Raw genomic sequence first — 19074 nt, 5'->3', positions numbered from 1 at the left:
ACCCCACTGCCGGTGCGAACCTGGGAGTATCCACTTGACTTCTGTCAACGCCTGCGGGTTTTGACAATATGTGCCCCAATGGGTGCCGGATGTGGCGGTACGTCAGGGGCAGGAGTGTTGCCACATATGGAAAATGAACTAGTGCCAGCCGTTAACGACGATGCAGCGGCCGCTGAAGCGCCGAAGAAGGCCGTCAGGACGCGGCGGAAGGCCGCCCCGAAGACCGTTGACGCCGTAACGGCGGAAGCCGCCACGGAAGCGCTGCCAGCCGCGGACGGCATTGCCGAAACCATCGCCACGGAAGCCCCGGGCCAGGAAGACATCTCTCCGGAACCCAAGGCGCCAGTCCGTCGCACGCGCACGCGAAAGAAAGCTGACCCCGCAGAGCCACTGCCGGCCTTCGCTGAAGGCGCTGAAGAGGCCCTCCCGGAGAACCCTGTCCTTCCGGAGAGCGAAGCCCGGCCTGCTGCCCCTGAGGCCACTGCCGAAAGCACCATCCCCGAGGCCGAGACAAAGCCCGTCCGGCGGCGCCGCGTTGCGACCCGCAAGGCATCGGCTCCTGAGACCGCTGCCGCCAGTGAGCCAGCAGCCCCTGAAGCCGAAGCCGCTCCCGACGCTGTGGCTGAGGCAGCGCCATCGGTCCAGTCAGGAGAAGCACAGGAAGCCGCAGCCGTTCCGGCACCGGATGCGGACGCCGAGGAAGCAGCTGCGGCCGGGCCTGCCAGCCCCTTCGGGTCGCTCTTCCTGGAGCCGGGCCAGGCGACGTCGGTGCTGTTCCAGGCCCCTGACCTGAGCACAGTGGTACGACCCGCACCCGCCCCGGCCGCCGCTGACGAGGGGGACGAGGAGGACGCCGAGGACGGCGACGCCGATGACAGTGGCCGCCGGAGGCGCCGCAGCCGGGGCCGCCGCGGCCGCACCCGCACCGCTGGCCGGGACGTTGAGGGAGACGCCGACGGCGGGGCCGAAGACAGCCAGGACGGCGACGACGCCGACGAAGAGTCAGCCGGCCAGACCGAAGAGGGTGTGACGTCCCGCCGCCGTCGCCGTCGCCGCCGGGGTGACCAGGATCTTGAACTTACCGGAGGCGGGGATGACGATCCGCCCAATACGGTTACCCGTGTCCGCGCACCGCGGGCCGCGAGCGAACCTGCGGTCAACAACCGGGTAACCAGCGTCAAGGGCTCCACCAGGCTTGAGGCCAAAAAGCAGCGCCGCCGTGAATCCCGCGACACCGGACGCCGCCGCACCGTCATCACCGAGGCGGAGTTCCTGGCACGGCGTGAGTCCGTTGACCGGCAGATGATCGTCCGCCAGCGCGACGACAGAATCCAGATCGCGGTCCTCGAGGACGGCGTCCTGGCTGAGCATTTTGTTTCCAAAACACAGCAGGACTCCCTCATCGGCAACGTCTACCTGGGCAAGGTCCAGAATGTCCTCCCCTCCATGGAGGCGGCGTTTGTCGACATCGGGCGCGGCCGCAACGCCGTACTGTACGCGGGCGAAGTGAACTGGGAAGCCGTCAACCTCGAAGGCAAGCAGCGCCGAATCGAGAACGCGCTGAAGTCAGGCGATACCGTGCTGGTCCAGGTCACCAAGGATCCCGTCGGCCACAAGGGCGCGCGGCTGACCAGCCAGATCTCCCTTCCTGGCCGCTACCTGGTGTACGTGCCAGGCGGCTCCATGACTGGCATCTCGCGCAAGCTGCCCGACGTCGAACGCAACCGACTTAAGCGCATCCTTAAGGACCGCCTGCCGGAGCACGCCGGGGTCATTGTCCGGACGGCAGCGGAAGGAGCCTCCGAGGAGGAGCTTACGCACGACATCAACCGGCTGCGGGCGCAGTGGGAGGGTATTGAAAACCAGTCCACTTCCACCAAGATCCTGGCCCCGGAGCTGCTCTACGGCGAACCGGACCTCACCATCAAGGTGGTCCGCGACGTCTTCAACGAGGACTTCTCCAAGCTGATCGTCTCCGGTGAAGAGGCCTGGGACACCATCGAGGCCTACGTCACATATGTTGCCCCGGACCTGGTGGGCCGCCTTGAAAAGTGGACCAAGGACCAGGACATCTTCGGCGCATGGCGGATTGACGAGCAGATCCACAAGGCGTTGGAGCGCAAGGTCTTCCTGCCATCCGGCGGCTCCCTGGTGATCGACCGTACCGAAGCCATGACTGTGGTGGACGTCAACACCGGCAAGTTCACGGGCAGCGGCGGAAACCTCGAGGAGACCGTCACCAAGAACAACCTTGAAGCGGCCGAGGAAGTTGTCCGCCAGCTCCGGCTCCGGGACATCGGCGGCATCATCGTCATTGACTTCATCGACATGGTCCTGGAATCCAACCGGGACCTGGTCCTGCGCCGCATGGTGGAGTGCCTCGGCCGCGACCGCACCAAGCACCAGGTGGCCGAAGTCACCTCGCTGGGACTCGTCCAGATGACGCGCAAGCGCATGGGCACAGGACTCCTCGAGGTCTTCGGAGAACAGTGCGAAACCTGCGCAGGCCGGGGAATCGTCACACATGACGATCCCGTGGAACACCGTCGCGCCAACATCGTTGCCGCTGAGCACCACGTTCAGCGCTCGGATAGCCAGCGCTTCGACAGCCGGCCCGATAACCGCCAGGACAACCAGCGAACGGATAACCAGCGGACCGACAGCCAGCCTGGCGGCCGGACCGACCGCAAACGCCGCCGCGGCAGGGCAGGGCAGCCCCTGGATGTTGCCCAGGCCGCGCCGGTGCAGATCCACACGGTCCACCCGGACCCGAATGATGCCGAGCGACACGCAAAGGCTGAGGCCACCAGGGCGGCGCTTGCCAACATCGCGGCAGCAGCACACGCGGCCCACCTCCATGACGACGAGGTGGCTCACGCTTCCGCGGGTGCCCAGGCCCCTGCAACCCAGGAACGCGCAACGCCGGCACCCGCAACGCAATCACCTGCACAGGCAACCCCGTCGCCGGCAACGGGGCGGCACGATGCTGACGCATCAGGCCGCCCGGCCGCCGTGCTGACCTTCGGAGGCGAACAGGTAGTTCTGCCGTTCGTTGAGCACGCGGGGGACCAGCCGCAGCAACCTGCGCTGACTCTGGACAGGCTGGCCGAGGCGTTTGCCCACCTGGGCGAGCCAGCTCCTGAAGCCGAACGTTCCCGGACAGAGCGACCCGTGACTGAGCCCCGGCAGGGCGAGCGTCCTGCCCCTGAGCAGCCCGCTGTGGAGGAAAAGGACTACTCCGACCACACGGCCGAGCAGTCCCGTACGCGCCGCCCGCGGCGCAACCGTAGTGCCAGCCGTGCGCAGGGCGCTGCCAACGCCACATCCGTGGAACACCATGAGGCAACGCAGGCGGCGCCGGCAGCTCAGTCGCACACCGCCAAAGCTCCGGAGCCGGAGGCTGCGAAGGCCTCAACTGAAAAGCCCGCTGCAGCTGACGCCCCGATCATCCTGGGCGTAGGGGTTCCGGCCTCAGAGCTCTGACAAGCAGAGCTTCGACCAAGCCTGAGACCGGCCACGATGCCCGGGCGTGCCTGTAATTTACAGGCTGCGTCCGGGCAATCGGCGTTAACGCGTACTTCAGCGTTAGGCTGGGGGACTGACACGGGGTGCCGGGCAGAGAGCCGGCTGAGATCCACACCCGTTGAACCTGTCCGGCTAGCACCGGCGAAGGGATGTCTTCTTTGGCTTCAACATCAGTCCTGCCCCCAGCGACGGCCAGCACATGTGCCACCGGTGCCTCATCGACGGCCCGAGGCTCAGGTGCCTCACAGCCGGTTGCTTTGCCGTCCACCGCGGCGGGCACCCTGCGCGATGTTCCCCGCGTGCTGTCCATTGCGGGATCAGACCCCTCCGGCGGCGCTGGGATCCAGGCCGACCTGAAGAGCATCGCGGCGCACGGCGGCTACGGCATGGCCGCCATCACCGCCCTCACCGTCCAAAACACGCAGGGTGTCCGGGCGGTGCACGTCCCGCCGGCCGACTTCCTGGCCCAGCAGCTGGACGCCATCAGCGACGACATCACCATCGACGCCGTAAAAATCGGTATGCTCGGCGACTCCGAGGTGATAGCCGCAGTCCGCAACTGGCTTGAAAAGGTGCGTCCCGGCGTCGTCGTCCTTGACCCCGTCATGGTGGCGACCAGCGGGGACCGGCTCCTGCAGGAGTCGGCGGAGGCGGCGCTTCGCGCGCTCCTGCCGCTGGCGGACCTGATCACGCCCAACCTGGCGGAACTCGCCATGCTCCTGAATGAACCGGAAACGGACAACTGGCCGGACGCCCTGGAGCAGGGGCGCCGGCTGGCGGCGGCTACGGGTTCCACCGTCCTGGTCAAGGGCGGCCATCTCGACGGCGGCGCCTGCCCGGATGCGCTGGTCAACACCGGGGGAGTGCTTTCCGAGGAAGTGGTGGTGTTGCAGGGGGACCGCGTCCCCACACGGAACAGCCACGGCACGGGCTGCTCGCTGTCCTCGGCTATGGCAACCACGCAGGCCCGGTTGGAGGACTGGGAAGCGTCCCTGCGGCAGGTGAAGCCGTGGCTGGCCGCCGCGCTGCAAAACTCCGGACAGCTGGAAGTGGGATCGGGTAACGGCCCTATCCACCACTTCCACCATTTGCAGCCCTCCCCGGCCACCGGCGGAACCCCTGGATTTGCCGAAATCCTCTGGAGTGAGGCGCAGCCGGACCTTGAGGCCATCTACGGACTGGAGTTTATCCGGGACCTGGTGTCCGGCAGCCTGGATGAGAAGCAGTTCGGCTACTACCTCGCGCAGGACGCCATCTACCTCAACGGCTACTCCCGGGTGTTAGCCCGTGCAAGCGCGCTGGCCCCCACCGAAGCCGGGCAGTTGTTCTGGGCCCGGTCCGCCCAGCAGTGCCTCGAGGTCGAGTCTGAACTGCACCGCAACTGGCTAAGCACCCGCACCGTGGAGCGGGGGCTGGGCCCTGTCACCAAGTCCTATGTGGACCATCTGACGGCTGCGTCAACCTCGGGGAGCTATGCCGTGCTCGTGGCGGCTGTCCTTCCGTGCTTCTGGCTGTACGCCGAGGTTGGCAAAACGCTTCATGCCCAGTTCCTGGCTTCCGGGGCGCCAGTAAACCACCCTTACGCCACCTGGCTGCGGACGTACGCAGATGAGGACTTCGCCGCCGCTACCCGCCAGGCCGTCTCCATGGCGGACGAGGCCGGGCGCAGTGGCTCCGACGCCGAGCGTGCGGCGATGATCTTGGCGTTCCGGCAGTCGTGCCGTTTCGAGGTCGAATTCTTCGACGCGCCGCGCCACCACGCCTGATCGCCTCCGGCGGTGACAGCCGGTAGGATAGTCAGGCACGGTTCCGGCTGTCAGTGTTGTGCGTGCTTGTGCTGCCTATCACAGACAATGCGCCGGAACCAGCCTCATTTGCGGCCGAAGGCAAAATTAGCGTATTCTAGATCTTCGGTGCTTACGCCAACACTTGGGTTATGACCCCGGGAGCAGGCCACTTGGACAACGGGTGGAGATTGTTTTTGGGATAGCTCACGGATTCCCCGCGGATCCACGGCGTTGAGGCACAGCGGGAGCCCAGCCAAAAATGGACCCAGGTTCCGCACGCAAATTTAGTAATAGACGTCGAGAGAAGTGAGTTCCCAAGTGGTGTACGCGATTGTCCGCGCAGGCGGCCGCCAAGAGAAGGTTTCCGTTGGAGACTTCGTTACCCTGAACCGCGTCGCCGGTGGAGCTGGCAGCACCATTGAGCTGCCCGCACTGCTCCTGGTGGACGGTGAGAAGGTCACCTCCGCAGCTGCGGACCTGGCCAAGGTAACTGTTACGGCTGAGATCCTCGAGGACCTTCGTGGTCCGAAGATCGTCATCCAGAAGTTCAAGAACAAGACCGGTTACAAGAAACGCCAGGGTCACCGTCAGGAACTGACCAAGGTCAAGATCACTGGTATCAAGTAACTACCGGTTACTGTTCAGGTTTTCAGCAGATTCCCAGAATTTAGAGGCAGGCATTTCAAATGGCACATAAAAAAGGCGCGAGCTCCACTCGCAACGGTCGTGACTCCAACGCCCAGTACCTCGGCGTCAAGCGCTTCGGCGGCCAGGTAGTCTCCGCCGGCGAGATCATCGTCCGCCAGCGTGGCACCCACTTCCACCCGGGCGCCGGCGTTGGCCGCGGCGGCGACGACACTCTGTTTGCCCTGACCCCGGGAGCCGTCGAATTCGGCACCCGTCGCGGTCGGCGCGTTGTCAACATCGTTGCTGCTGCAGCTGCAGAGTAACCAATAGTTCTGAAGCGGTGGAGCGGGCCATGTGGTCCGCTCCACTGTTCTTTTAACCGCATTACAATCGTCTTGGCGCCTGTGGGCGTCCAGGAAACAGCACTGAGGAGATCCACGTGGCCAGCTTTGTAGACCGGGTAGTACTGCACGTATCCGGCGGTAGCGGCGGCCACGGTTGTGTCTCCGTCCACCGTGAGAAGTTCAAGCCCCTGGGCGGGCCCGACGGCGGAAACGGCGGCGACGGCGGCAACGTCATCCTGCGCGTCGACCACCAGACCACCACATTGCTGGATTACCACCACGCCCCGCACCGCCATGCCACCAACGGCGGACCCGGCATGGGCGACTGGCGCGGCGGCAAGAACGGCGAGACCCTCATCCTTCCGGTCCCGGACGGCACGGTAGTCAAATCCAAGGACGGAACGGTCCTGGCCGACCTCGTCGGCGAAGGCACCGAATACACCGCGGCGGCCGGTGGGCTGGGCGGACTGGGAAACGCTGCCCTCTCGTCACAGAAGCGCCGCGCCCCGGGCTTCGCGCTCCTCGGTATCGAGGGCGAATCCAGCGACGTCGTGCTGGAGCTCAAGTCCATCGCGGACATCGCACTGGTGGGCTTTCCGTCTGCTGGCAAGTCCAGCCTCATTGCTGCCATGTCAGCCGCGCGGCCCAAGATCGCCGACTACCCCTTCACCACGCTGATCCCCAACCTGGGCGTTGTCCAGGCCGGAGACGTTCGCTTCACCATTGCCGACGTCCCCGGGCTGATCGAAGGTGCAAGCGAGGGCAAGGGCCTTGGCCACAACTTCCTGCGCCATGTGGAGCGCTGCGCCGCGCTGGTTCACGTTCTGGACTGCGGCACGCTCGAATCGGACCGTGATCCACTCTCTGACCTGGCCATCATCGAGGCGGAACTGGAGAAGTACGCCGTCGACATGAGCTATGCCGGCACGGATGGCGAGGTTGTCCCGCTGAACCACCGGCCGCGGCTGGTGGCGCTGAACAAGGTCGACCTGCCGGACGGCAAGGACATGGCAGAGTTCGTCCGCCCCGAGCTGGAATCCCGCGGATACCGGGTTTTCGAGATCTCCGCCACGAGCCATGAAGGCCTGCGCCAGCTCGGCTTCGCCATGGGTGAGATCGTCCAGGCCGCCCGGGACACACTTGCCGCTGCCCCGCCAAAGGTCCAGCCGCCGGTACTGCGCCCCCGCGCGGTCAACGAATCCGGGTTCAAGATCCGCCGCGAGGAAAAGAACCTCGAACCGCTGTTCCGCGTCCTGGGAGAAAAGCCCGTGCGCTGGGTCAAGCAGACGGACTTCACCAACGAGGAAGCCATTGGTTACTTGGCAGACCGCCTGGCCAAGCTCGGCGTCGAAAACGAACTGTTCAAGCAGGGCGCCATGCCGGGCGACACAGTGGTGATCGGTGAGGACGACGGCGTGGTCTTCGATTGGGAACCCACCATGATGGCCGGGGCCGAGCTGCTGGCTTCGCCCCGCGGCACCGATGTCCGCTTTGCAGATATCGGCGACCGTCCCACCCGTGGCCAGAAGCGCGACGAGCAGCAGGAACGCAAGGATGCCAAAGCCGCCGCCCGCGCCGAGCTCGAAGCCGAGCGCAAAGCCGGCATCTGGACCGAATCCGTCAGCAGCCGCCGGGTCGCCAAGCCGCTCAAGGAGAGTGGACTGGGCGCAGAAGATGACGAGTAGCACCATCGCTGCGGAGCCGGGGGACCGGACCGCGGACAGAAGCGTGCTTTCCGGGGCCCGCAGGATTGTTGTCAAGGTGGGGTCGTCGTCGCTGACCAGCATCAAGGGCGGCATCTCTGAGGAAGCACTCACCGCCCTCGCTGACGCCCTGGCTGCTAAACGGAACGCCGGCACGGAGATTATTCTGGTGTCGTCCGGAGCCATCGCGGCAGGCTTGGCCCCGCTGGGACTGGCCAAGCGGCCGCGCGACCTCGCCACCCAGCAGGCCGCAGCCAGTGTGGGTCAGGGTCTGCTGATGGCACGCTACACCCAGGCTTTCGGTGCCCACGGGGTGACGGTCAGTCAGGTGCTGCTGACCGCCGATGACCTGATGCGCCGGAGCCAGCACACCAATGCCTTTCGTGCCCTGGACCGGCTCCTAAATCTCGGAGTGGTTCCGGTAGTGAATGAAAACGACACGGTGGCAACCCACGAGATCCGGTTCGGCGATAACGACCGTCTGGCCGCTTTGGTTGCCCACCTGGTCCGGGCAGACGCACTGGTGCTGCTGTCCGACGTCGACTCCCTCTACGACGGTCCGCCGTCGCACGGTGCCAAGCGGATCCCGCTCGTGGAAGGACCGCACGACCTCGACGGCGTGTCTATCGGCAAGGCTGGAAAGGCTGGCGTCGGCACGGGCGGGATGGTGACCAAGGTAGAGGCGGCGACCATCGCGGCCGGATCCGGCATCCATGCCCTGGTGACCTCCACCGCCAACGCGGCCGCAGCGCTGGCAGGCGAAGACGTGGGCACCTGGTTCGCAGTGAACGGTGCCCGGAAGCCCGTCCGGCTGCTCTGGCTGGCGCACCTCGCCTCGGTACACGGCCGCCTTGTCCTCGACGACGGCGCCGTCAAGGCAGTGCGACACCGCCGCACCTCGCTGCTCCCCGCCGGTATTTCCGCAGTGGACGGCGACTTTGAAGCGGGCGACGCCGTCGAAATCGTCAGTGCCGACGGCACCGTCATTGCGCGGGGCCTCGTGAACTACTCGGCGGCCGAACTTCCCCAAATGCTGGGCCGGTCAACCAGGGAACTGGGCAAGGCCCTGGGCCGCGGGTATGACCGTGAAGTTGTTCACGTTGACGATCTTGTGCTGGTCTGAGCCCCCTTCTCGCCTAAACTTGGATCATGACTGAGGCACTGACCCACAACACCGCTGCGATTTCCGGGGACACCACTGCTGTTCCTGCTTCTCCGGAGACAGGCGCCACCCCGGAGTCAAACGTTCCGGAATCAGCAGTGCAGCTCTCAGCCGGTGACGTCGAGGCTGCCGTCCACGCCATCGCTGACCGCTCCCGGCACGCCGGCCGCCGGATGGCGAGGGCCAACCGTGCCTGGAAGGACCGCGGCCTCCGCGCCATCGGCGCCGCGTTGCTGGAGCGGAAGAGCCTCATCCTGGCGGCGAATGCCAAGGACATTGCTGCCGGCAAGGCCAATGGCACGTCTGTGGCCTTGCTTGACCGGCTCACCTTGACCGAAAGCCGCATCGCCGGACTTGTGACTGCCCTTGACAGCCTGGCCAACCTGCCCGACCCCGTGGGCAACGTGGTCCGCGGCCAGACGCTCCCCAACGGCCTGCGGCTGCGCCAGGTGAACGTGCCCATGGGCGTGGTGGCCGCTATCTACGAAGCCCGTCCCAACGTGACTGTGGACATCGCCGGCCTGGCCCTCAAGAGCGGGAACGCCGTCATCCTTCGCGGAGGTTCTGCCGCGGCCGCAACCAATGAAGCCCTGGTCCATGTGCTTCGCGAAGCGTTGGATTCTGTCGGGCTCCCGTCGGACGCCGTGCAGACGGTGGACCAGTACGGCCGCGAAGGCGCCACCGCCCTGATGCGTGCCCGCGGACGTGTGGACGTCCTGATTCCCCGCGGCGGACGTGAACTCATCCAGACAGTGGTCAACAACTCCGCCGTTCCCGTCATCGAGACAGGCGAGGGAAACGTCCATATTTTCATCGACGAATCTGCCAGCGAGGAGATGGCGGTGGAGATCCTGCTGAACGCCAAGACCCAGCGCCCCAGCGTCTGCAACACCGTGGAGACCCTGCTGATCCACTCGCGGTCCACCGTGCTGCCTGCCGTGGCCGCGGCCCTGCGCGACGCCGGCGTTACCCTGCACGCCGACGACCGGATCAGGGCCTCCCTGCCCTCTTCCATTCCGTCCGAGCCTGCGACTGACGAGGACTGGGGCACCGAGTACATGGATCTGGACCTGGCGGTGGCCATGGTGGACAGCCTCGACGAGGCCGTCCAGCACATCCGCACCTGGTCCACCGGGCATACCGAGGCCATCCTCACCAATGACCTGTCGAATGCCGAGCGTTTCATCGCCGAGGTGGATTCCGCGGCGGTCATCGTTAACGCCTCCACGCGCTTCACTGACGGCGGCGAGCTGGGCCTGGGCGCCGAGGTGGGAATCTCCACCCAGAAGCTGCATGCCCGGGGCCCGATGGGGCTGACTGAGCTCACTACCACCAAGTGGATCGTGCAGGGTGAGGGCCAGGTCCGCGGGTAGCGGCGCGGTAACATAGAACAGAAGTCCGGAACGGCGGGATGATCCGCCGTCATATCCTTTTGAGCCCTAGGGGAGAAAATGCTGCTCCAGCAGATCGCCACGTCCATTGTCGCCGCAGGCGAAGCAGAACATGAGGAACTCGCTCCGCTGTGGGCCGCGCCGTGGGTCTTTGGGGTATCCATTTTCGCTATCCTGCTGGTCCTGATGTTCATCACCTGGTCCTACTCCAACGTGGGCAACCGCCACTCAGCCACGGACGAGCACGCCGACCCGCACCGCCAGCACCCCAACAAGCACGATCACGGGCAGGGCCACTAACATTTCCCGCATTCTGCACCACAGCGGTGCCCAGGGCCGGCTGCGGCTGGGCGTGATGGGTGGGACTTTTGATCCGATCCATCACGGCCACCTGGTTGCGGCCAGTGAAGTGGCCGCCAAGTTCGGCCTGGACGAAGTGGTCTTTGTCCCCACGGGGCAACCATGGCAAAAAACGCATAAGCACGTCAGCGAGCCTGAGCACCGGTATCTGATGACGGTGATTGCCACGGCGTCCAACCCCCGCTTCACGGTGAGCCGGGTGGATGTGGACCGTCCCGGTCCAACGTATACCATTGATACTTTGCGTGACCTTCGGAACCAGCGTCCGGACGCGGATCTGTTCTTCATTACCGGCGCCGACGCGCTGGCCCAGATCCTGTCATGGAAGGACATCGACGAGCTGTGGTCTCTGGCGCATTTTGTCGGGGTGACCAGGCCCGGGCATGTGCTTGACGGCATGGGCCGAAAGGACGTCAGCCTCCTTGAGGTGCCGGCTATGGCCATCTCCTCCTCGGACTGCCGCGCAAGGGTGGCAGAGAACAACCCGGTCTGGTACCTCGTACCGGACGGTGTGGTTCAATACATCGCCAAATATGGACTGTACGCCGAAGGGGCTGCCCCCGACGACGCACCAACTACCGAAACAGACGAACCAGCCAGTACTGAATGAGTTCTCAATGAGTCAGGAACAGCCCCCCGTCCGCAGCCGCCGTGAACTTCGGCAGGCTAGAGATGAGCAGCAGGCCACCGGGTCCGCAGGTCCGGGCCTGGTTTCGCCTGCCTCAAAACAACCCGCAGACTCCGGGCCGGGACAGACGCAGGCGCAGCGTTCGTCGCAGATCCGCGCCCGGGACCGGGCTGCGCTCCGTGCCATCAAGGACCTTGAGGAAAAAGAGGGACAGCTCGCGGCGGGGGGACCACCCACACGCAGGCAGTTGCGCCTTCAGCAGCTCAAGGAACAGGCCGTCACATCGGCAAACCCCGTCGTTCCGCCGGCAAGCCAGGCCGCAGCCCCTGAGAAAGAGAACAGTCCTCAGGACACCACTGCGCAGGGCACCAGTGCGCAGGACGCTATTGCGCAAGGCGGCCCCGCACCGGCAGCGCAGGCAGAGGGCGCCGCGTCGGGAATAACGCGCCGTGAGGCATCATCGGAAGGCTCCGGCCTCCCTGATGGCATCAGCGTGGAGCAAGCGTTGGCAGCGCGTGCCCTGATCGCCGAGCAGGCCAAGAACCAGCTCGCCAAGATGGAGCATATTGCCTCACTCGATCCGGAAGCGGTGGATCCGGAGATACTCGCGGAACAGATCGCGCTGGCAGAGCGGGCCGCTGTCCTGAACCGCCGCGCGAGGGCCAAGCAGAAGCTGGCCGAGCAAGCAGTCACACCTGCGGCCCCGCAGGCTCCGCGGCCGGAGTCCGCGCCGCGGCCCGGTCCGTCGACAGCCAGTAACCTGGCCATGGTCACGCCATTGGAGTTCGTGCAAGTGCCGGGTGTGGACCGCCCGGTCATGAAGCCGCCGTCGACTTCCTATGTCCCTGTTGTCACGACCCCCGGGCCCAAGATCCAGCCCTCGAGCGGGAAGGGCCGCAAGCCCGCCACGGGTTCCAGGCCTTCGGCCACCGGCCCCGCTGCAGAAGCCGCCACGGGCCGTTCCATGGTCATTGCCCGCGCTGAGGCCGCTGCCCGCGCAGCCGCCCAGCCTAAGCCCGTTGTTCCCACCGCAGCCGTGCCGCCCGAGGGTCAATCGGAAGACCTGTTTGATGACCTTCCCCGCATCCCCGCCCGCTCCGCGTACGGACTGGAACCGCTGGACGCTGCTACTGCCGGCCTTGCCCGCGCGAAGCGCATGCGGCTCGTGCAATTTGGCGTCCTGGCCTTCGGCATCATCGCACTCATTTCCGGCGTCATCCTGATCATCAGCGGCCTATCGCGTTGATCAGGCCGAGCCAACACCAAAAATCTTTCAGATAACCACAAGGAGTTCCATGACTGCATCAGATTCATCCATCGCCACAGCCCGCCAGGCCGCCAAGGCCGCCGCGGACAAGATCGCCCAGGACATCGTTGCCCTGGACGTCAGCGAACGCCTCGCGCTGGCCGACGTCTTCCTCATTGCTTCAGCACCGAGCGAACGCCAGGTCAACGCCATTGTGGATGGCATTGAAGAGGAACTTTCAAAGCAGGACCTACGCCCCGTACGCCGCGAGGGCCGTTCGGGCGGGCGCTGGGTACTCCTGGACTACTCGGACATCGTCATTCACGTCCAGCACGAGGAGGACCGTGTTTTCTACGCCCTGGAGCGTCTATGGAAGGACTGCCCGGTGGTGGACCTGCAGCTGGGTGACGACGCGTCAGCCAAGGCTGTAGCCTCATCCGACGCGGAGTAAATCACCCCCTGCAGCGAATATGCCCGATTTGGAATTTTCGGAATTGCTGTTCTAAGATATTTGAGTTGCCCGGGGAGGACCGCGGAGCAACGAAGGTCCGGGGCTGTGGCGCAGCTGGTAGCGCACCTGCATGGCATGCAGGGGGTCAGGGGTTCGAGTCCCCTCAGCTCCACCGGATGATCCGCCGGAATCGAAAGATTCCGGCGGATTTTTTGTTGGCGGAAGGAGCCGCTCGCTCCGGGGTTCGTGACAGCACCCTGGAGCGGCGAACAGCATGCAGAATCCGCCGTGGGACAACCAGCCCCGATTGGCGTCGCAGCCGAATCTCCATTAAGCTGATCAGGTTGCTTCCGGCGGCTGGAATTACCGGAGAACAAAAGTATGGGGCTGTGGCGCAGCTGGTAGCGCACCTGCATGGCATGCAGGGGGTCAGGGGTTCGAGTCCCCTCAGCTCCACCAAACGGAATCGAATATCAACGACAAGAGCCACCCGGCTGGGTGGCTCTTGTCGTTGATGGCCGTTGCCCCTAGAGCCAGTCCGTCAGGCGCAGCGGCGGCTCGGTACCGCCGGGTCGTTGTACCAGGACCTGGTTGACGCCCGTTATGCCGGACTCGAAACCCAGTGCGCTGGCCGCCATGTACAGCCGCCAGATCCGGGCACGCGCAAGGCTGGTGAGCTCAACGGCCTCATCCCAGTTGTCCTCCAACCGCCGCACCCACGCCCGCAGGGTCAGCGCGTAGTGCCTGCGCAGTGCCTCGACGTCCAGGACCTCCAGGCCGCCGGACTCCAGCGCGGTAACCATATCGCCCAGGCTGATCATCTCGCCGTCGGGAAAGACGTAACGCGGAATGAACGAATCCGGGTCATCGCTGGTAGGGCCGGCATTCCAGGAAATGGCGTGGTTGAGCAGGCGCCCGCCAGGCTTAAGCAGGCTGTGCAGCCGCGCGACGTAATGGGGCGTGTGCTCACGGCCTACGTGCTCGGACATCCCGATGGAGCTGATGGCGTCGAACGGACCATCTTCCACATCGCGGTAGTCCTGGATGCGGATGTCGATGCTCTCCGTCAGGCCGGCGTCGGCAGCCCGTTTGCGGGCCAGCACCGCCTGCTCAGTGGACAGCGTGACTCCAACCACTTCGACGCCGTATCGCTGGGCGGCGTGCAGGGCAAAACTGCCCCAGCCGCAGCCGACGTCCAGCACCCGCATCCCCGGCTTTAGCCCCAGTTTGCGGCAGACCAGGTCCAGTTTTCTTTCCTGTGCGGCGTCCAGACCAGCCGGAAGGCCGCCGGCTTCGCTGCCGGTGCGGACGACGTCGTCCTTGCCCTCTTGGCCGTCTGTCCAGACTGCGCAGGAGTAGACCATCGACGGTCCCAGCACCAGGGCGTAAAAGTCGTTGCCAACGTCGTAATGGTGCGAGATCGCGGCGGCGTCCCGGCTCTTGGAGTGGCGCAGGCCGTGGCGGTGGATGCGTGCTTCTTCCGTGGGAGGAGCTGGATTGGGACCTATTGCTCCGAGCCGGACGGCAGTCCTGAGCAGCGTCCACAGCTCGGCCGGGGTGAGTGGCTTGAACGGCCCCGGGTCCGCGAACTTCCCGGCCGAGCTCAGGGCACTGAAGGCGGCGAAGATGTCTCCCGGCGCCTCGATGTCCCCGGCAACGTAGGCGCGGCTCAGGCCCAGCTGGCCGGGCGACCAGAGGATCCGCCGCAGGGCCCGGCGGGACCGGAACTTAACGACGGGCGCGTCGGGCGGCCCCGCCTCCGAACCGTCCCACGCCACCAGCCTGAGGGGTATCTTCTCCGTCCCCAGGACGATGGCCAGCGCTTTGGCCAGATGAGATGCCGCACCCGTTCCCTTTGTCATGTTTGTTGCCTTCCTTCCGGCGCCTTTCCAATGTCCCGGCAGTGGAGCACTTCCCGCCGACCGGGTTCTTGGACACATTCCATGGGCCAACCCTACGACCGGACCCGTCCGCTGTCAGCGATTGGCACCGAATGCCTGCCGCGGCCAGTCGGGACCCGGGCCACCGCGATTATCATGGGGAGGTGAACGATCCAGGGCGGAGACCGCGCGTGGAGAACGGAACCACCGACGTCGTGGTCGTCGGTGCGGGCCAGGCGGGGCTCTCCGCCGCGTACCACCTGCGGCGCCGCGGGCTGACGTACAGGGTGTTCGACGCCGAAGAAGGTCCGGGAGGTGCCTGGCGGCACCGGTGGAAGAGCCTTCGGATGGCCACCGTCAACGGCATCAGCGACCTTCCGGGCATCGGCAAGCCCGATGTGGACCCCGCCGAGCCGAGTTCTGAATTCCTGACCCGCTACTTCGCCGGCTACGAGCAGGAACTCGGGCTGGCCGTCCGGCGGCCGGTCAAGGTCACCGCCGTCACGCGGGAAGATGCCGACCCGTCAGGCGGCTTGCTGGTCAGCACCTCCGAGGGGGACTGGTCGGCCAAAGCCGTCATCAATGCCACCGGAACGTGGACCCGGCCGTTCTGGCCCATCTACCCGGGGCAATTCACCTTCAGGGGCAGGCAGCTTCATGTGGCTGACTATGTCTCGGCTGACGAATTTACGGGGCAGCACGTCATCGTGGTGGGCGGAGGCATTTCCGCGGTGGGGCTGCTGGACGAGATCTCGCAGGTCACCACCACCAGTTGGTTCACCCGTCGGGAGCCCGAGTGGAGGGACGCCGAATTCGACGCCCAAGCCGGCCACAACGCCGTGGCCCTGGTCGAGGAACGCGTGCGGCAAGGACTGCCGCCGCAAAGCGTGGTGGCCGTGACCGGCCTGATCTGGACCCCCGCCCTTCGGGCGGCAGCACAACGCGGCGCGCTGGACCGTCGGCCCATGTTCACGTCCATAGAGCCCGACGGCGTCCGGCTCGCGGACGGCAGCCTGCATCCAGCGGACGTGATCCTGTGGGCAACGGGTTTCCGTGCGGAACTCGAACACCTTGCCCCGCTTCACCTGCGGGGACCCGGCGGCGGAATCGTGATGGACGGGACGCAGGTGGCCGCCGAGCCGCGTGTCCATCTTGTGGGCTACGGGCCGTCGTCGTCCACCATCGGCGCAAACCGGGCAGGCAGGGCTGCCGTGGCGGCCATCCTGAAGCTGCCGGGCATCCGGCCCCGGCTGGGGACGGTAAATTTGGCATAGGCGCACAGCAGGCTACAGGGACAGGCGGCAGGAACACGTTGGCACAGAACAGTCTTGAGGATGTCTTCGGAACACTCCGGCGGCGCCCTGACGTGGAAGCGCCCAACCTCCAGGCCTGGGACGCCACTGACAGGCTCCTGTTGGAGGCCGCCGCGGGCATCGTCACGCCGGAGAGCCAGGTAGCCGTGATCGGCGACCGCTACGGCGCCCTGACCCTGGGAGCCCTGAGGTCGCTCGGCATCCACAGAGTACGGGTCCACCAGGATCCCATCACGGGGGAGCGCGCCTTGCGGAACAATGCGGAAGCCCTGGGGCCGGGGGCAGGAGGGGCGTCGCTGCCCGGAGCTGGTGGGGACCGCGGATTCGCGCAGCTCCCGCTGGGGGAGGAGCTCCTGTCCGATGCGGACACCGTCCTCCTGCAACTGCCGAGGACGCTGGCGGAGCTCGAGGAGATCGCCGACGCCGTGGCACGCCATGCTGCCCCGGGCGCCGTGCTCCTGGCCGGCGGCCGGGTTAAGCACATGTCCCTGGGGATGAACGCGGTTCTGGAGCGGCATTTCCGGTCCGTCCAACCACAGCTTGCCCGGCAGAAGTCCCGCATCATCCTGGCACGGGATGCAAAGGCATCCCCGGCTCCCGAACCGGGACCCGCCGTCGAGCACATCGCAGAGCTGAACCTGGACGTCGCCGCCCACGGCGCCGCCTTCGCAGGTCCGAGGCTGGACATCGGAACCCGGTTCCTGCTCACCTTCCTGGCCGAGATGCCCGCAGCGCGGCACGCAATCGACCTCGGCTGCGGCACCGGGATCCTGGCCGCCATGTATGCCCGGCACAACCCAGGCTCGGCCGTAACAGCCACTGACCAGTCAGCTGCCGCCGTCGCGTCTGCCTTGGCTACGGCGCGGGCAAACGGCCTCGCGGACCGGATCGCCGTCCTGCAGGATGATGCCATGAGTACGTTGCCGGCGGGAAGCGCTGACCTGATCCTGCTGAACCCGCCGTTCCACTTGGGCGCCAGCGTCCATGCCGGCGCGGGCATCAAGCTGTTCGAGGCAGCCGCCAGGGTCCTGGCTCCCGGCGGTGAACTGTGGACCGTCTTCAACCGGCACCTGCATTACCTTCCGTCGCTGGACAGCCTGGTTGGACCCACCACCGTGAAGGGACAAAACCCGAAGTTCACGGTGGCGGTCAGCAGGAGGCGGCCGGTGCCGTAGGCGGCGTCGCCCGCGCCGCGCCGTCACCATTGGGCCGTCAATAGCACGTATGGGCGTCCGCCAGGGGGTAACGTACGATGCAAACATCACTAGAATGTGGCCAAAAGACGTTTAGGGGAAACCGTGTCCGAGATCCGCCAGCCCTCGCCGAGGCGCGGAACCAACCTGCCCAGGATGGGGGACTTTAACCTTACGGTGATCCTTGACGCCATCCGCAGGTCCTCCGGCGGACTGAGCCGGGTGGAACTCGCCCAGATTGTGGGCCTTTCACCCCAGACCATCTCCAACATCTCACGGCGGCTGCTGGACCAGCACCTCATCGTGGAGGCCGGCAAGGAAGGCAGCGGCCCGGGGAAACCGCGCACCATCCTCCGCCTCAACCCGTCAGGCATGTACGCCATTGGCGTTCACCTGGACCCCGCAGTGACAACGTTTGCGGTCCTGGACCTGGTGGGTGCGGTAGTGCAGCATTCAAGGATCAAGACGCCCGGCGGGAATGATCCCTCCGCCGTCATATCCACCATTGCCACCGAGATCGAGCAACTCGTCTTGGATTCCGGGGTGGATACGGCGAAGATCGCCGGAGTGGGCATCGCTGCTCCCGGCCCTATCGACCTGGACAACGGGACCATCGTTGAGCCTCCGCTGATGCCGGGCTGGGGCCGGGTCGAACTACGCAACGCGCTGAAGCAAGCCACCGGGTACTCAGTCCTGGTGGACAAGGACGTCACCAGCGCCGCCGTCGCCGAAACTTGGGCCGGCGGACCCAGCGGTGCCGGCAGCTTCGTCTTCATGTACATGGGAACCGGCATCGGTTGCGGCATCGTACTCAATGATGAGGTAATCCGCGGCACGTCTGGAAACGCCGGCGAGATCGGCCATATTGTGGTGGACCCGGACGGGCCGGCCTGCGACTGCGGCCAGCGTGGCTGCGTGAAGTCATCCGCCATTCCCCAGGTACTGGTAGCCGAAGCAGAAGCGGCAGGCATTCTGGAGGGCACCCGGCCGGACGACAGCGGCGCCGAAGTGCAGAAGAGTTTTTCCAGGCTGTGGGACCTTGCCGACGAAGGCGACGCCCGGGCGCTCGCCATTATCGACAAGTCCGTGGTGCTGGTGGCCCGGGCCGTATCAGTGGTGACCAACACCCTGGATGTGGAACGCGTTGTTTTCGGCGGACCGTTCTGGACCAGGATGTCCCAGCGCTTCCTGGAGCAGGTGCCAGCCCTTTTGGAGGCGAACAGCGCCGCCCGCCTGATCCACCCCATCGAGGTGGTCGGAACGGGAGTTGGTGAGGACGTCGGCGCCGTGGGTGCGGCCTGCCTGGTCCTCGAACATATGCTGGCCCCACGGGCCCAGCGACTCCTCTTGGAAAGCTGATCCGGCGGCGCCTTGCCTGCGGCAAAGGGCCCCTCTAGCATTTTGATATCGCCGCGGCTGGGGCCCGCAGACAACCGGGACTGCAGCCATTTACTGAATGGAGCA

At 65.8% G+C, this 19074-nt stretch carries 15 protein-coding genes, 2 tRNA genes and 1 riboswitch; of the genes, 16 read left to right on the top strand and 1 reads right to left on the bottom strand.

Annotated features, from left to right (window positions below; genetic code table 11):
• Window positions 1-126 precede the first annotated feature (126 nt).
• The 13 genes from J7E83_RS05295 (at window position 127) to J7E83_RS05235 (ending at window position 13683) form a co-directional block, all read left to right on the top strand.
• The gene (locus J7E83_RS05295; RefSeq protein WP_214959740.1) at window positions 127-3483 is read left to right on the top strand and encodes an Rne/Rng family ribonuclease; all 3357 of its coding nucleotides are present in this window, start codon (window positions 127-129) and stop codon (window positions 3481-3483) included.
• 111 nt (window positions 3484-3594) lie between these two features.
• Window positions 3595-3692, top strand: a riboswitch (TPP riboswitch).
• Window positions 3675-5291, top strand: a complete 1617-nt coding sequence (thiD, locus tag J7E83_RS05290) for a bifunctional hydroxymethylpyrimidine kinase/phosphomethylpyrimidine kinase (protein ID WP_214959738.1) — start codon at window positions 3675-3677, stop codon at window positions 5289-5291. It overlaps the preceding riboswitch by 18 nt.
• A gap of 339 nt (window positions 5292-5630) precedes the next feature.
• Window positions 5631-5939: a 50S ribosomal protein L21 gene (gene rplU, locus J7E83_RS05285; protein WP_090953333.1), complete on the top strand. Its 309-nt coding sequence runs from the start codon at window positions 5631-5633 to the stop codon at window positions 5937-5939.
• Between the two features lie 59 nt (window positions 5940-5998).
• A complete protein-coding gene (rpmA, locus tag J7E83_RS05280) occupies window positions 5999-6262 on the top strand; it encodes a 50S ribosomal protein L27 (protein WP_009372867.1) in 264 nt (87 codons plus the stop codon).
• Between the two features lie 116 nt (window positions 6263-6378).
• Window positions 6379-7968 (top strand): GTPase ObgE, encoded by a 1590-nt coding sequence (obgE, locus tag J7E83_RS05275; RefSeq protein ID WP_214959736.1) that lies wholly within the window; start codon window positions 6379-6381, stop codon window positions 7966-7968.
• Entirely contained in the window at window positions 7958-9109 is a 1152-nt protein-coding gene (gene proB, locus J7E83_RS05270) for a glutamate 5-kinase (protein ID WP_214959734.1), read from the top strand. Before obgE ends, proB begins: the two co-directional genes overlap by 11 nt.
• Before the next feature lie 26 nt (window positions 9110-9135).
• Window positions 9136-10521 carry a glutamate-5-semialdehyde dehydrogenase gene (locus J7E83_RS05265; RefSeq protein ID WP_214959732.1) on the top strand — a complete coding sequence of 462 codons (1386 nt, stop codon included), beginning with the start codon at window positions 9136-9138 and terminating at the stop codon, window positions 10519-10521.
• Window positions 10522-10599: 78 nt separating this feature from the next.
• Complete coding sequence (locus J7E83_RS05260; RefSeq protein WP_214959730.1) at window positions 10600-10839, top strand: hypothetical protein; 240 nt, start codon at window positions 10600-10602, stop codon at window positions 10837-10839.
• Between the two features lie 10 nt (window positions 10840-10849).
• Window positions 10850-11509, top strand: coding sequence for a nicotinate-nucleotide adenylyltransferase (nadD, locus tag J7E83_RS05255; protein ID WP_396020518.1), 660 nt, complete (start codon window positions 10850-10852; stop codon window positions 11507-11509).
• Between the two features lie 7 nt (window positions 11510-11516).
• Window positions 11517-12773, top strand: coding sequence for a hypothetical protein (locus J7E83_RS05250; protein WP_214959728.1), 1257 nt, complete (start codon window positions 11517-11519; stop codon window positions 12771-12773).
• A gap of 49 nt (window positions 12774-12822) precedes the next feature.
• Window positions 12823-13224, top strand: a complete 402-nt coding sequence (gene rsfS, locus J7E83_RS05245) for a ribosome silencing factor (protein WP_214959726.1) — start codon at window positions 12823-12825, stop codon at window positions 13222-13224.
• Between the two features lie 99 nt (window positions 13225-13323).
• A tRNA-Ala gene (locus tag J7E83_RS05240) sits at window positions 13324-13396 on the top strand.
• Between the two features lie 211 nt (window positions 13397-13607).
• Window positions 13608-13683 (top strand) — tRNA-Ala (locus J7E83_RS05235).
• Window positions 13684-13751: 68 nt separating this feature from the next.
• On the opposite strand, the gene J7E83_RS05230 is transcribed toward J7E83_RS05235, so the two are convergent.
• On the bottom strand, window positions 13752-15086 hold the full coding sequence (locus J7E83_RS05230; RefSeq protein ID WP_214959724.1) for a cyclopropane-fatty-acyl-phospholipid synthase family protein: 1335 nt from the start codon (window positions 15084-15086) through the stop codon (window positions 13752-13754).
• Window positions 15087-15295: 209 nt separating this feature from the next.
• Here J7E83_RS05230 and J7E83_RS05225 point away from each other — a divergent pair, with 209 nt between their 5' ends.
• From J7E83_RS05225 to J7E83_RS05215, 3 genes are all read left to right on the top strand, one after another.
• Window positions 15296-16378, top strand: a complete 1083-nt coding sequence (locus J7E83_RS05225; RefSeq protein ID WP_311379581.1) for an FAD-dependent oxidoreductase — start codon at window positions 15296-15298, stop codon at window positions 16376-16378.
• 38 nt (window positions 16379-16416) lie between these two features.
• Window positions 16417-17592: a class I SAM-dependent methyltransferase gene (locus J7E83_RS05220; protein ID WP_214959720.1), complete on the top strand. Its 1176-nt coding sequence runs from the start codon at window positions 16417-16419 to the stop codon at window positions 17590-17592.
• 174 nt (window positions 17593-17766) lie between these two features.
• Window positions 17767-18969 carry an ROK family transcriptional regulator gene (locus J7E83_RS05215; protein WP_214960968.1) on the top strand — a complete coding sequence of 401 codons (1203 nt, stop codon included), beginning with the start codon at window positions 17767-17769 and terminating at the stop codon, window positions 18967-18969.
• The last annotated feature ends 105 nt before the right edge of the window (window positions 18970-19074 follow it).

The sequence above is a fragment of the Arthrobacter sp. ISL-48 genome (assembly GCF_018613805.1).
In the GTDB taxonomy this organism is placed as follows: domain Bacteria; phylum Actinomycetota; class Actinomycetes; order Actinomycetales; family Micrococcaceae; genus Arthrobacter.
Note: the sequence above shows the minus strand (reverse complement) of the source record. Positions and strands in the feature narration are given on the sequence as shown.

Coding starts and splice junctions, on each gene's coding strand:
- J7E83_RS05295 (WP_214959740.1), top strand. CDS start 127: ATGGAAAATGAACTAGTGCCAGCCGTTAACGACGATGCAGCGGCCGCT.
- thiD (WP_214959738.1), top strand. CDS start 3,675: ATGTCTTCTTTGGCTTCAACATCAGTCCTGCCCCCAGCGACGGCCAGC.
- rpmA (WP_009372867.1), top strand. CDS start 5,999: ATGGCACATAAAAAAGGCGCGAGCTCCACTCGCAACGGTCGTGACTCC.
- proB (WP_214959734.1), top strand. CDS start 7,958: ATGACGAGTAGCACCATCGCTGCGGAGCCGGGGGACCGGACCGCGGAC.
- J7E83_RS05265 (WP_214959732.1), top strand. CDS start 9,136: ATGACTGAGGCACTGACCCACAACACCGCTGCGATTTCCGGGGACACC.
- J7E83_RS05260 (WP_214959730.1), top strand. CDS start 10,600: ATGCTGCTCCAGCAGATCGCCACGTCCATTGTCGCCGCAGGCGAAGCA.
- J7E83_RS05250 (WP_214959728.1), top strand. CDS start 11,517: ATGAGTCAGGAACAGCCCCCCGTCCGCAGCCGCCGTGAACTTCGGCAG.
- rsfS (WP_214959726.1), top strand. CDS start 12,823: ATGACTGCATCAGATTCATCCATCGCCACAGCCCGCCAGGCCGCCAAG.
- J7E83_RS05230 (WP_214959724.1), bottom strand. CDS start 15,086: ATGACAAAGGGAACGGGTGCGGCATCTCATCTGGCCAAAGCGCTGGCC.
- J7E83_RS05215 (WP_214960968.1), top strand. CDS start 17,767: ATGGGGGACTTTAACCTTACGGTGATCCTTGACGCCATCCGCAGGTCC.